Below are 13,367 nucleotides of genomic sequence, written 5' to 3'. Positions count from 1 at the left end.
CGATGCTGGCACTATCGCAAGGAAAGATCCGTCTTACCTTTCCGATCACCCCGGCAGAGATTCAAATAACTGGAGGCAATGAAGTTGAAACCTTCACTGTCATAACTGGTCAGGAACGCACAGGGAAACCCGTATCGAAGGTGAAACGGGTCTCTTTTTCTGCAATCCTTCCACGCTATTGGGAAGAGATTTGGGAGACGGATAGCAAACAAACGGTCACCTATAAAACACCAGAAGTAACGTGGAAGCTGCTGGAGCAATGGAAAGGAAAGCCTGTTGTACTTAACTTTGAGAACCTATTTAGTCAAACGATGCTCTTGGAGGGGATGGATCAGACGTACAAGGATGGACAGGGGAATCTTCATGGTAACTATTCATTTGTGGAGTATAAGCCTGTTAAAATCGTCTCCTATTCTAACTCTAAACAGGTTCTCAAGCCTGGAACCGTGATCACTAAACCGTCAAAAAGTCGCCCTAATACTACGGGCAAGAAGGACAAAAAGAACGAAAAGAAAAAAGATGATAAAAAAAAGAAGGCCAAGGATAAAAGCAAAAAAGCCAAGGAGGACCCGAACGCTAGGGGCGCTTTTGACTATACCAGTTCCAAAAAACGAATATCAGACAAGGTTTCCAAGGCTAAAGGGAAGTGATGTATTATGGACGGGTTTGCGGTTGTGTATGGCAAGGAGAACGCCCGGCAAATGCTGACGGATGGCATCGAGGAAGTGTCCTGGTCTTCTGGCCGTGATGAGATTGCCCGCAGCGCTACGGTACGACTTCGCAATGCGAGCAATATAAAGGTAGCTGGTATGCTGATGTGCTTTTCGCAAAAGGTCGGTGGTGCATTATATCATCACAAAAACCAATTTTTTCACGGACCTATTATCAAATACGAGCAGGACGAATTTACAAACGCTTGGGAAATTGAGGCGCGGGAGATCGGCTGGTATTTGAGCAAGAACAAGGGTACGAGGCCATACCTTAAAGGCGAGGCTGGAGCGGAGCTGCAACGATACATCAAGAGCACGGGCATTGACTTTCGCTGCCCTGCTCTAGGCTTTAATTTGGACGAGCGTTATGGAACGATGGCCATTCGGAAATTGTGCTAGACGTATTGCAAAAGGCATATGAGCGTAGCGGCTACAGATACTATGTAGACCTTGTAAGGACTGAAAAGAGCTTTTATCTGCAAGTGATGCGTGAAGGGACCAATACCAAGGTCCCTATTTTTGTACCCGAACAGATGACCTCCAGCACGGAAGGATACAGCATCGAGGAAACATATACAGTCGTAACCGCACAAAAATGGAAGGATGATAAGATCGCTTCTGCTGTTACTAAAACGGCAGCAGGTGCGTTGAAGGCGATGGGCCGAATGGAAGAGATCATTGAAGTTGGTGAGGACGAAAAGCCGGAGACCATCGCTGCTCAGCGGTTAAAGGTTTTGTCCGCTGCCAAACAGATCAAGAAAATTACAGTTCGGCACACGGACCATACGTTATCCGGCTTACGCTCCGGTTGGCTTGTCCTGACTAAGAGCGATCATATCTCAAAGTGGATTGTCGTCACGGCTGATAGCAGCTACAAGAATGGAACATATACCGTAACGCTGGAATTGGAAAGGAGGGAATAGCTGTGCTGAATGAAGCGCTCAAGCTTATAAAAGAACAAACCAAAGACAGTATCGATGCACGGGACACCGAAAGGGCTACGCTTCTAAGTTGGCCGGGTAGCCCGTCAATAGAGGTGGATGGTGACCCTGCTCCCTATCCAGCGGACAAGTTAGTCTTTGCTGACTATTTGTTAGACCGGGAAGTCAAAGCCGATTTTATAGCTGCTGAATATCTGGAGGGCGATGAAGCCAAAGGCAGCGTTACAGGCGTATTGGCTAACGGTGTGGTATACGAGACAGGGGAGCCTTACAAGCAGACCCCACGCAGCTCGTTGCGTGGCAAGCTGGTTATTCCTAGTCCTTTGCAGGCGGGTGACCGTCTCATTGTCTCCAGGCTGAGCGGCCAGCGCTACTACGTACACGGGAAGGATGTGGGTGGCAATGGCTGACGAGGAAAGTCTGTTCCCTGATTTGGACCTTTCCGAAGTGGACGTATGTAATTGATTACCGTACAAGGAAGATGGCCACCACAGATGATGGACGTCCCAAGAAGACAGCCACCTATGCTGAATATTTAGTGCAGACAGCGCTCAAAATCCTCAATACAGAGCGATTTCAATATGTGGTGTATGACGCTGATATCGGTGTCGAACGATCTGAATGGGCCAACTGGGAGGATGTCGAGATCAAGCGAGACATCGAGGAAGCATTGACCGCGCATGCTGAAATATCTCAAGCAGAGGTGCTGTCTATGGAACGGGACGGCCAGAACATGTACTTGAAGATTAAATTAACTGGCTTAGCCGGAGAAGCGGAGCTGAAGGAGGCGATTGAACTGTGAATGTGAAATTAACGGATCTGCCGGCACTGCCACCGATGGCAATTTTGGAGGAAACCCCCGAGGAAGTCTATCGCCGATGGGTTAACCGTGCAATTACATTGGCACAGGAAAAAGGCTTGCCCCCGCCTCCTACTGATCCGGGAGAATATTTCTATGATCTGTGGTACCCGATAGCTATGGAATATTCCGAACAGCAGGAACTGTTAACGTATGCTTTCCTTCAGGGCTTCCCCATTTGGGCAGATGGCGAATTTCTGGATGGTCACGGGTGGTCGGATGGAATGCCCCGTAAAGTGGGCGAAGACGATGATACGTACCGATTGCGAATACTTGATCGTGCGTTTACTGAGGAAGGCAGTGGACGTCGTAAGGACTATGAGGCATGGGCGAAGGAACTGGAGGGTGTCGGTGGTGCTGTGGCTGTTGAGAAGGCTCGTAATGATGTATCCATAGATTTGTACCTGATTGACCTGCAGGGCAAACCAGTAACAGAAGAGTTCGCCGCTAAAGTTAAGACGGATTTATGGGAAAGTAAGCGGATTGCCGGGCATGATCTGGCCGTTCATCCTGCCCCAGTGTTCACGTTGCAAGTAGCAGCGAAATTAAATACTGTTCTTCCGCTTACTGAACTGATCGAACCAATCAGAAAGCGTATTGCTGATTATGCTCTTGGCCGTACAAAGCTTTTCTTTAATTACGTTGGTGCTGCTTTGTTGGTCAAAGGCGTGGAGGATTATGAAAATCTCACCCTTAATGGAACGACTAAAGATGTTGAGGTTCCAGTGACGTCCGTATTACAGATTGAGGTGAACCTGACATGATACCTCTGCGCTATCGGGAAATGCTGCCGCCGCACATGTATGAGATCGACATGGCCGAGCGGCATTTTGGTGTTATGGAGCTGGTAGTGGATGACCGAGAAAAGTCGATTGACGATCTTGGAAATCAATTTGTTTTGAAGACCGCTACCTGGTCATTACCCATTTGGGAATGGATGTATTTCCGACAGGAGCAGATTGGGACACTGGAGCAGCGCCGTGACGCGATACGTCGCAAACGTTGGGCCAAGCGGCCATTTACGCTGCCTACGTTACGGCTGATCGGCAACAAGTATGGCAATCTGTTGGACGTACAAGAGGATTTTCTCGCTAAGCAAATTCGTTTTGTTTACTCAGTCGAATCGGATTTGGATATTAAAAGCCTGATGGAAGACTTTGAGTACATTCGGCCTGTCCACATCAATAAGGCTTTGCCCTCAATTCACATTGAATTTCATCATGCACATCAGATCCATTCCCGCATACATTTCCGTTCGCGTGTTCGTTTTTTTGGTGGTCGTCCTTGGTATCTGGATGGTGTTGAGTTACTGAGCGGTGCTGCATCCTTGTCAGGATGGACCAACGAGCGCCAGCGATATCGAAACCAGGTGAAGCTCAGGACGCGGCATCAGGAAGAGAATCGCCAGGAAAGCGTTGTAAAGGTTCGGCAGAACTATTGGCTGTTGAACGGAAGTGTTCCGCTAGATGGCAGCAGGTTGCTCAGCTCCACAGAGAAAATATCTACAATATAGGAGGTCAATATGGCAGATCAGATTTTAACCATTACAACAGCATACGCTAGGGAGCAGATGGCCCGGGCTCGTGCTGAAGGTAGCACGCTAACGAAGGTTGTCAAAATGGCATTCGGTAGTGGTGGAGTGGACACAGAAGGCAAGCCGCTGCCGTTGGATGGTACTGAGCAGGCTTTAAAAGCGGAGTTGCTGCAAAAGGACATTTCCAGTTTTGAATTTATTGCCCCTGCAACTATTAGGTATGTATGCTCATTGGCAGAAGCGGAGTTGGCCGGGAAAACAATCAATGAGTTGGCCCTGATAGACTCAGCGGGGAAGCTGACGGCTATCCGTACAATGACCAATAAGATCAAGGATGCGGATATGGAGTTTATTTTTGAGATCGATGATATCTACTGATAAGGAGGGATAGCATGCCAATAAAGCAACCAAGGCGTTTTGTTACCACAGACCAGGGACATGCGGACGTTCTGAATGTACCGATTGATACGCTCTATGAAAATGACCAAGCATTGGCCGAACAGATTGAAAACATTAAAAACGATCCGGCCGGAAATGACATTGCATCCAAGGCAGCACTGGACAGTCACATTTCTGATACCAACTTGCATGTAACTACCGCCAAGCAAGCGACGTGGAATGCGGCAGAGGGAAATGCCAAGAAGTATACAGAGCAGTATGCAGCACCCAAGGCGCATACGCATCCTGCATCGGATCTGCCTTCCGCATCAACACAGGCGCGCGGAATTGTGCAGATTAATACATCGGTAAGCAGCACTTCTACAGATCAGGCAGCCGCGCCAATCGCGGTCAAGACGGCATATGATCGAGCAAATGAAGCATACAGCCGGGCAGACCAAGCTTTTACGCAAGCCGTTGATCTTAAAAATAAAATTTCAGGCGCGATCAACGGCAAGGGCGGCAGCGCCAACGCTAGCATGACTGGCGATCAGTTCGCAGCAGCAATAACAAATTTGCCCGGAAAAAGATGGGCAAGAGGAACATTCAACGGACAAAATGCTCAGGCTAGTAGCTGGGGGCAATCTGTTGCGATGAATGTTGCTGTTAATAATCTAGCTTTCGTGGTTTCTCGTGTATTCGTTTGGGTGAAATTGACTGAATCAGATGGTTTCAGCCAAGTAGAAGGGTTTGTTACTTCTTCCCGTGAGGGTACGAATCAAACTATCCGTGGGTGGCGAAGTAATTCTGTCGGAATTGACACTTTACCACCAACACTGACAAACGGTTTTAATCTGACCGTCACGGGTAGCAGAATAGACGCATACGCCGGAGGATCGCCTGTATCTAAGGTGTGGGCGTATGAATGGTGGGCGTTCGAATAATAGAAAGGGTGGTTTATATGAAAATTGGGCCAAAGGTTTACTGGAGAAAAACAAGCGGTGAGGTTATTTTTATGACCCCACAGATAGAATCAGAATCAGCACGTGAGACCACTAAAGAGGATGATATGGGCTTTTATCCTCAGTTAAAAGGATATGATCCTGAACAGGTAGACGTCCTCAAACTTGAGTTTGATAAGTATACTGAAGACTTCTACCACGCGACCAGTTACAGAGTGAATCCAGATACTAAGACAATGGAATTCACATACCCGTCCAACAGTGGTAGTGACTCGCCCCCTACGAAACCTCTTACGGATCAGGTGGCAGAGCTCAAGACGCGCCAAGATAGCACGGAGGCCGCTATGCTTGCTCTCATGGATACCACTACTACAACCTAACAAGGAGGTGAGGCATTATGTATACATTTCTGCTGAACATGTGGATTACATGTGGATTATGGGCAAGGTTGATGAGGAACGTCTTAACCGATACACGCCTAAGTTTATTCAAGAAGCAGAGCGAAACGAGATTCTAGTAACACCGCAAAATGTTTAGCCAGCGTATCCGATCGGATGCGCTATTTTTATGCCCTCGGAGTGCTCGGGGGCTTTATTTTTTAAGGGGGGAAAGGTAGTGAGCCAAATAAAAATGTTTGGCAGCACCGTATGGACCGCAATGGTTGGGGCATCGGAAAAGGAGGCGGCGGCAGGGGGAGTGACGGCGCTGACTGGTCTGATTGTTACATTTTTGGGTGGGTGGGATAAGCCGCTTCAGGTGCTGCTTATCGCAATGTTGCTGGATTATGTTTCTGGCGTAATTGCTGCTTTGAAAAATAAAAAGATGGATAGCGACGTGATGTTTTGGGGAGGTATCCGCAAAGTTACTGTGTTGATGGTGGTTGGATTATCTGCGCAAATGGATGATTGGTTACAACCAGGAGCTCCCCTCTTTAGGACAGCAGCCATTTACTTTTACGCTGGTCGTGAAGGGTTATCACTTGCTGAAAACTTGGGAGCAATTGGCATCCCGCTTCCGTTCAAGCTAAAAAGTTTCTTGAAGCAGCTTAACGAGAAAGGAGATGGACAGGATGGTACAACTGACGCTGGAACAGATACAAAAAAAGTCTCTTAATCGGCTTGTGGGACTGAATCCAGTTTTTAAGATTGTAGTGGAAAAATTAATTGAGCGCTGCTATGCCCGTGGTGTTAGGATCGTGATTACCCAAGGTTTACGAACATATGCGGAGCAAGACGCGCTCTATGCCCAGGGACGGAATGGAGATAAGCGTCCCAAAGTAACAAAAGCCAGGGGCGGATATAGCAATCATAACTTTGGATTCGCTGCTGATTTTGCATTGTTGCTTCGGGATGGCCGTACGGTGTCCTGGGACACATTACGGGATGATGATAAAGATTCGTTACCGGATTGGTCAGAGGTCGTTGAAGAAGCGAAGCGGCTCGGGCTTGAGTGGGGTGGCAACTGGCGTAGCTTTAAAGATATGCCCCACCTTCAAATGACCTTTGGACTTTCAACAGCAGATTTCCGGGCAGGAAAGCGCCCGACTCAATCGCAGCTCAACACTATATTGGCTAAGATTAACTCACTTAAAATGGAGGATGAACATATGACAGCAGAAGAAAAAGCAGCGTTTAAGGCTTTACAGAAACGTGTGATCGCGCTCGAATCTGCAAACAAACTTACAAAGGTTCCAGCGTGGGCCGAGCAAGCGTGTATTAATGCTAAAGCTGCAGGAGTATTGGACATGGCAAATGACGGTAGCTACGACTTTTACCGTATGATCACGTTGCTTGACCGAGCAGGAGTATTCAAGATAAGGGAGGCGTTGCATAATGACAGACTGGAAACGTAAATTATCCAGCCGTAAGTTTTGGGCGTTATTGGCCGCATTGATCACGAGCTTGCTCACCGCTTTTGGTGCGAACAATGACACGGTTATTCAAGTGATTGGTGTGATCGGTACGCTCGGTGCGGTTATCGCGTATATCTTAGCGGAGGCGTATGTGGATGGAAAATCGTCTGGAGCTATGGGTACGGATAAGTTGGAATAATCATAAACGTTTGCTAGTTTAATATTTACAGAATCACCCAAATCAATTATACTTATCCTATATCCGAAAGCATCGGTGAAAAATGCTCCGCTGACAAAATCCATAGGAGCTTTTTTTTATCACAAGAAAAGAACATACGTTCCCTTATTTGTATTTCTTTTTGAAAAGGTAATTATGAGAGAATAAAGACTATATAATAGACTATATCCAATTGTACAGAAATGTAAATGAAATGAGATGAATATAGTCATAATTATGATTTAAAAGAAAGCAAAAAGTGTGACAGTTCTTTGTACCTACTTTCTTATACAATCCACTTCTATATTGGCAAATTATGTAGACTGGTGACTGGTTATGTGCTACTTTAAACCTAATGAAATGAAATTTGTTGTCGCGTAGATCTTCTATAGACTTACTGGCATATCTTAGGGGGAAAAGCAATGACCGGAAAACCGTACGTAATATTCATACCGGGGATTAAAGGAAGTGATCTCTGGGAAGGGGGGAACAAGAGGTGGTTTCCTAAAAATCTTGAAGATGTAGAGGCTCTTAACATATGCAATCCAATGAAGGCTAAAAGTCCATTAAGTGTCGTTAATGGATTTAATATATATTTCAAAAGGATTTATCGGGGAATTCTTAAAGAATTCTCTAGTGAGGAAGCAGAAATGTTTCCCTATGACTGGCGTTTAGATATCAACCTCACCGCAGACGAACTGGTAAGTACGATAACTAGGTTGAATGCGAAGCACGATAATATCCATTTAGTGGCCCATAGTATGGGGGGGATGATTGCCAAGATAGCAATTTTAAAAATGGATGGTCTTGGGATTTCTAGTATGGTAAAAAAACTGACTACTCTTGGAACACCATGGCATGGTGCTCCAGATTCATATAAGGCCCTATCATTTGGTGAGCCTGGATTTTTTCAAGATTTTACAAACATATTTGAAATGTTTGACGATAAAAAAACCAGGGATTTAGCTCGCCAATTGCCGTCAGTTTATCAGTTACTTCCAAGCGAACACTACTTTAATGATCATAAAGAAGGTAAATTCCTGTTACAAAATGAAGATGATAATTCAGACAAGGTTATAACATATCAGGATGTTCAGATGAAAGCACAAAACTTTTATGATGAACTAGTTGGAACGCATGGAGTGGTATCTAATGTTTGGAATGATTTCATGAGCCCAATTCAAACAATGATGCTTCAATCTATTCCTCCTCATATCGAACATGATAATTTGATCGGATGTCAGATACCAACCTTATATGAGTTGCCTATTGAGAGCAACAAGACAAGGTATCCTTTTAAAAGGGACTGTAAGTTTGAGAATGGCGATGGTGTTGTTCCAGTTTTTAGTGCCACTCCTGCACATGCTGCGAATTTATATTACTGTCCAGTACAGCATACAAAAATGGGTTCCGAGAAAGAAGTTATAAAATTTATCCGATGGTCATTAAGTGGTAAGCAAGGAGATATGCCTCTAGGTATACATGAAGAGGAAAATACAGATCTATTCAGAAAAGGTGTATTTGCAAAAATTATGTGCCCTGTTGATTCAACAATCCTTGACGAGGAGAATAGATATGTAGCAGGAGTATTTGATCCTAATATTGAAGAGATTAGCCCGTATGCAATAGAGGGAAATGTTACATATATTAATATTGGTCAAGCAAAGTATGTTTATTTTGATGAAACAATTAAAGATGACATGATTATAAAGATCAATTCTTATGACAATGGGGTAGCTGATATTTCTGTTAAAATCTATGATGAGGATTCGGTGAAAGAGGAAAAGTTCGATCCAATTCCAGTATCTGATGAAACATCAGCTACAATGAGAATTCCCTTATCAAATAAAAACACAGAAACTTCTCTTCGAGTAGATAGTTCTACTATTGAACCGAAGGTGATAAGAAGGAAGAAAGTGGAAGAGGTTTCAAAGGTACAAAATGACCTTCCGCAAGTAAAAATTAAAATAAGCAATCAGAGGCAAAAAGTTAAATACAGACAGGTTTACTCCGGTTTAGTCACATTGTTTCTGGATGTAGACCAGCCTGAAAACATAGCGAGCTTATTTTATACTGTCGATGGTGGAAAACCAAAGCGTTATTTGGAACCCGTGGATTTAAATCTTGATTCAGGTGCACATACAATTGAAGCATTTGGTAAAGATAATTTTAACAGATCAATAAAGACAAAAAAATTCACATTCAATGTTGATGGCCGGAACCCTTCCACAAAGTTAATAGTTGCTTTAGACCCGGAGGGAATAGATTTGTCCTTTAAGCCATTAACAAACGGAGCCCGAGCAGATTCATATTACAGAGTAGACAGTGAAGGTGAATTTAAGAAATTTGAATCGAGTGGAAAAGTGAATTTGAGTCCAGCTAAGTTACGTAGAGACCCAAATTCCTTTTATGAAATTGAATACTACTCAGTAAATGAATTTGGAAAACAAGGTGACATTGAATCATTAAAACTCAGTTTGGGTAATATTCCTATATTAATGTGGGAAGAGTACTCTTCTGCAACTCAACCAATCATGATCTGGGAAAACATACTCAAATACGAAACATTAGACATATATGATTTCGAAATTGTTTTACTGGGCAAAGGAAGCAAGGTTTCGAGAAGAGTAACTCCAAATCAAGACATACCTGATAACATCAGAAGTGTAAAATTTAATTCTGATTCATTGGAGCTTGATATTAGATTTTTGGAAAAATATTCCCTATATTTTTATGGCGCTCCAACAGAAGTTCTTGAAGTGGGAGAAGAATATGATTTTTCCTTCGAATTAATTTCTGAAAGAACTCACGAGACTATCACTCATACCCGACCTCGTGCAAAGTTGGTTGCAGTGAGAACTAATAAAGTGCCTGACAAACAGTTAGATCTTATTGAAGACGATAGTGGTATGTTCAAAGGGAAGTTTATAGTTGATGAAAAATTCCTTGAATACCGTTTTAAACTCGTAATAACTGATTTGAAAAACGTTCGACCGCCATTAAGGGAAATTCCACTTATCATGAAAGAAGATGAAGAAATATAATTAGGGGGTGAGGGCTTTGAATATTATGATAATGGTGCAATTTGGCTCACTTTTTCTCATATTCTTCATAGCCTTCATCTTATATTCAAGCAGGTTATGGAAAGTAAGTGGACTTTTTGGAAGTTCTGATGTTATATCTATACTTCTCCAACTTGTTCTGATAACGTGGGCAATTGTTTCTTTTTTTGTTGGTTTGATAAAAATGATCATAGTCTCAGGTTTGGCTGTATCCACAATTGTTTTAACTATGGGTATCCCTATACTCCTCATTGCTTTTTTTAGCATTAAGATATATAGGAACTACTTCATAACTAGACAGGAATTGAAACGAATGAAAAACGCTTCAGTTCTTTGTAAGCAGTGGGCTTCTTCTTTTCCTTTTATTTCAGAAGAGAACACCCAATTGAAATTGCACTTAAGAGAAGGTAAACCAGAAGGTAAGATGATAATTACAAATGTTACAGAAGAGCAAGCATCAGAATTATACTCCCAAAAACAAGATCTTCCTAAAGGAATATTCTTGGATGTGTATCCAGTTAAGGAAGATAACAAAAACTTAATTCATTAAGTAAGTTCCATTGATTAGAGCCCTGTAACCAATATAAGTCAGCAGGGCTCTTTGGTTACTTGCTCAATTTGTACTGACAGTATTGATTCAAATTACATTCTCTCCAGCTTCATGCTCACTAATTACCAGTGCAGGCTGCGGGGAAATCGAAGATTAAACTTCCCGTTGAATTCATTCTCACCCGGTTGCTCTCGAGAAGGATAACTATTTTACGTGGGCGGGATAAGTCCTCATTGCGGATATAGTAATCATAGAGGGCTGGGGCCGTGATCAAAAGATCGTTACACCCCAGGAACGAAGTATTTTAGGGAATATTAACATCAGGAAGTATCATTGCTACTTTGTATACCCAAATATACAATTGTAGGGAAGTTGTTGATGAGACCGAATTGTGTGTGGCAACATGGCTGTTTGAATCACAAAAAAATCACAATTCCGGCGAATGAGGGCAGATGTACACGAATAAAACTTTCTGAAGATAAGCCCAAACAAGCTATACAATAGAAGATAAGGTTAACGACGTTCCTCGGCGAGAGTAAATCAAAGATGAGCGGCATGATGTAATAACCCCTTAAGCCCTTCTTGCACCAAGGGTTTAAGGGGTTATATTGATTTGTTAACGATTTGTTAACAACCAATCTGTTTTTTAGAGGCTCTCATTAGTTCTCCGAACTTTTGAGAAGCCTCTTATCTTTTTCTGGCTTAGTGCCGGTGGGGTACTTTTTTGTTTTTAGGAATGCTCTTATGACAAACGTAGCCTTTCTACATGATTCGCAAAAAAAGATATTGACAATCGGTTAATTGCTGGGCAAAAATAGTAAATGAATATAAAATACTGGAATTTTTATGCGAGGGGTGGCTATGGCATGGAACATACACCTACGATTCGAGCAGAATTAGACAGATTCCTACAACAAGAGGGTTTGAGCTTTTCACAATTTGGTCATATTGCGGATATGAATAGGGGAGCAGTAAGTGCTATCGTGACAGGAAATAAGCCTTTGTCTGTTAACCAACTGGATCGAATTACTGAGGCTATGGGTTTGCCAGAAGGCTATTTTTACGACTTGTTTGTAGAAAACTACATCATCGACCATCCCCCGAATATGAGACGAATCGAGCCATTTATATTTCGCTGTGCGGAGTTGGACAAGTTGGATGCGATCCGTCGAGTAGTGGGAGCCATCATGGATAATCTACTGTATTCACCCAAGCTATTTGAAATTGCAGAAGGGTTGTTGGCGCAGGGACGTCATGAGGCTGCGTTGGTGCTCTATGAGGGGGTAGCCGAAGCGGAAAAATATCAACATTCTGAACGTTTGGCAGTCTGTCAATATCGCATATTCACGATTCAGATTGGAGACGATCAAAGCCAGAATCTTAAGGCTGCCACACTATTTGAACCCTTCGTGGAACGCCTAGATGAAATAGACCAGCTTGACGCGTTGAAGGATTTAGCTAACGTGTACAGGTCTTTGCGTAAATGGGATAAGGTTGACGAAATAGCTAAATTAATGAGAGCTAAAGCGGAAATTCAATATAATTTGAAACACGAACACAAGAGTCGGGAATGTGAATCTACTAACAAGCTAACGCGTCCTCTGTTTGTGTACATTTCTTATGCTGACCTGCTGTGTGCAGGTGTCTGTGAAGCCAAAGGCGATTATCAGCAAGCTCTACAATATACATACGCCTATGCGGATTTAGAGTGGGTTAGAGAGATGGACGAGGATACATTATATTGGATTAATTTATTCAAAGGTTGGGCGCAAGCTAACGCTGTCGCAAATAAGCTTTTATCTGGAGATATAAACGCCTTATATGATTATGTTAAATACATTGGTGCACCATCAGATACATCTGAACAAGATAAAGTTGCCCAACTGTTGAACATTATGATGACGGCAAACCGATACCAGATAGACGTAAGTGATATACTTCAGCGTTTTGAAACGGATGTTAATTCACTTTTGCTATTTCCGCAATCTAATGACATATATACGAAACAAGTTATACCAGAACAGTATGCACGTTTGAGTTATGAATTAGCTTATTATCATTTATATCGAGGTACATACGACGATGGCTTCAAATACTTGATGTATTCAATGGTAAGTTATCATACACTAAATAATGAGACTTATTTTATAAAATGTATGGTATTGTTTGAGCGTTATCGAGCTTATGCAGTATCCGAAACCAAGGCAGCATATTTAGAATTTATTGAAAGGGTGTGGATAGCTGATGTTAAGAAAAATGGCGCTATTGATTGTCGCAGCTAGTTTTTTGTTTATCGTGACTA

General features: G+C 43.0%; 16 protein-coding genes. All 16 read left to right on the top strand.

Annotation, left to right across the window (positions count from 1 at the left end; translation table 11 throughout):
- Positions 1–2: 2 nt before the first annotated feature.
- Positions 3–650: a hypothetical protein gene (locus PPM_RS17055; RefSeq protein WP_013372004.1), complete on the top strand. Its 648-nt coding sequence runs from the start codon at positions 3–5 to the stop codon at positions 648–650.
- Positions 651–656: 6 nt separating this feature from the next.
- Positions 657–1,109, top strand: a complete 453-nt coding sequence (locus tag PPM_RS28700; RefSeq protein WP_016324535.1) for a hypothetical protein — start codon at positions 657–659, stop codon at positions 1,107–1,109.
- Between the two features lie 5 nt (positions 1,110–1,114).
- Positions 1,115–1,633: a hypothetical protein gene (locus PPM_RS28695; RefSeq protein ID WP_148554143.1), complete on the top strand. Its 519-nt coding sequence runs from the start codon at positions 1,115–1,117 to the stop codon at positions 1,631–1,633.
- Positions 1,634–1,635: 2 nt separating this feature from the next.
- Positions 1,636–2,061, top strand: a complete 426-nt coding sequence (locus PPM_RS17045; RefSeq protein WP_013372003.1) for a hypothetical protein — start codon at positions 1,636–1,638, stop codon at positions 2,059–2,061.
- A 71-nt stretch (positions 2,062–2,132) separates the two neighbouring features.
- The gene (locus PPM_RS17040) at positions 2,133–2,453 is read left to right on the top strand and encodes a DUF2634 domain-containing protein (RefSeq protein WP_013372002.1); all 321 of its coding nucleotides are present in this window, start codon (positions 2,133–2,135) and stop codon (positions 2,451–2,453) included.
- Complete coding sequence (locus PPM_RS17035; RefSeq protein WP_013372001.1) at positions 2,450–3,274, top strand: baseplate J/gp47 family protein; 825 nt, start codon at positions 2,450–2,452, stop codon at positions 3,272–3,274. Before PPM_RS17040 ends, PPM_RS17035 begins: the two co-directional genes overlap by 4 nt.
- Positions 3,271–4,023 (top strand): putative phage tail protein, encoded by a 753-nt coding sequence (locus tag PPM_RS17030; protein WP_013372000.1) that lies wholly within the window; start codon positions 3,271–3,273, stop codon positions 4,021–4,023. Before PPM_RS17035 ends, PPM_RS17030 begins: the two co-directional genes overlap by 4 nt.
- Positions 4,024–4,032: 9 nt before the next feature.
- Entirely contained in the window at positions 4,033–4,422 is a 390-nt protein-coding gene (locus PPM_RS17025) for a phage tail protein (RefSeq protein ID WP_013371999.1), read from the top strand.
- 14 nt (positions 4,423–4,436) lie between these two features.
- Positions 4,437–5,366: a phage tail protein gene (locus tag PPM_RS17020; protein ID WP_013371998.1), complete on the top strand. Its 930-nt coding sequence runs from the start codon at positions 4,437–4,439 to the stop codon at positions 5,364–5,366.
- A 71-nt stretch (positions 5,367–5,437) separates the two neighbouring features.
- On the top strand, positions 5,438–5,764 hold the full coding sequence (locus PPM_RS17015; protein WP_148266406.1) for a hypothetical protein: 327 nt from the start codon (positions 5,438–5,440) through the stop codon (positions 5,762–5,764).
- Between the two features lie 235 nt (positions 5,765–5,999).
- Complete coding sequence (locus PPM_RS17010; protein ID WP_013371996.1) at positions 6,000–6,497, top strand: phage holin family protein; 498 nt, start codon at positions 6,000–6,002, stop codon at positions 6,495–6,497.
- Positions 6,454–7,236, top strand: a complete 783-nt coding sequence (locus tag PPM_RS17005) for a M15 family metallopeptidase (RefSeq protein WP_013371995.1) — start codon at positions 6,454–6,456, stop codon at positions 7,234–7,236. The genes PPM_RS17010 and PPM_RS17005 overlap by 44 nt, the downstream gene beginning before the upstream one ends.
- A complete protein-coding gene (locus tag PPM_RS17000; protein WP_013371994.1) occupies positions 7,217–7,435 on the top strand; it encodes a hypothetical protein in 219 nt (72 codons plus the stop codon). Before PPM_RS17005 ends, PPM_RS17000 begins: the two co-directional genes overlap by 20 nt.
- Positions 7,436–7,875: 440 nt before the next feature.
- Positions 7,876–10,497, top strand: a complete 2,622-nt coding sequence (locus PPM_RS16995; RefSeq protein ID WP_013371993.1) for a lipase family alpha/beta hydrolase — start codon at positions 7,876–7,878, stop codon at positions 10,495–10,497.
- A 16-nt stretch (positions 10,498–10,513) separates the two neighbouring features.
- Positions 10,514–11,065, top strand: coding sequence for a hypothetical protein (locus PPM_RS16990; protein WP_043886004.1), 552 nt, complete (start codon positions 10,514–10,516; stop codon positions 11,063–11,065).
- 866 nt (positions 11,066–11,931) lie between these two features.
- Positions 11,932–13,347, top strand: a complete 1,416-nt coding sequence (locus PPM_RS16985) for a helix-turn-helix transcriptional regulator (RefSeq protein ID WP_013371991.1) — start codon at positions 11,932–11,934, stop codon at positions 13,345–13,347.
- Positions 13,348–13,367 lie beyond the last annotated feature (20 nt).

It is taken from the genome of Paenibacillus polymyxa M1 (genome assembly GCF_000237325.1).
Lineage (GTDB): Bacteria > Bacillota > Bacilli > Paenibacillales > Paenibacillaceae > Paenibacillus > Paenibacillus polymyxa_C.
The sequence above is the reverse complement of the archived record's forward strand: the minus strand, read 5'-3'. Positions and strand labels throughout refer to the sequence as shown.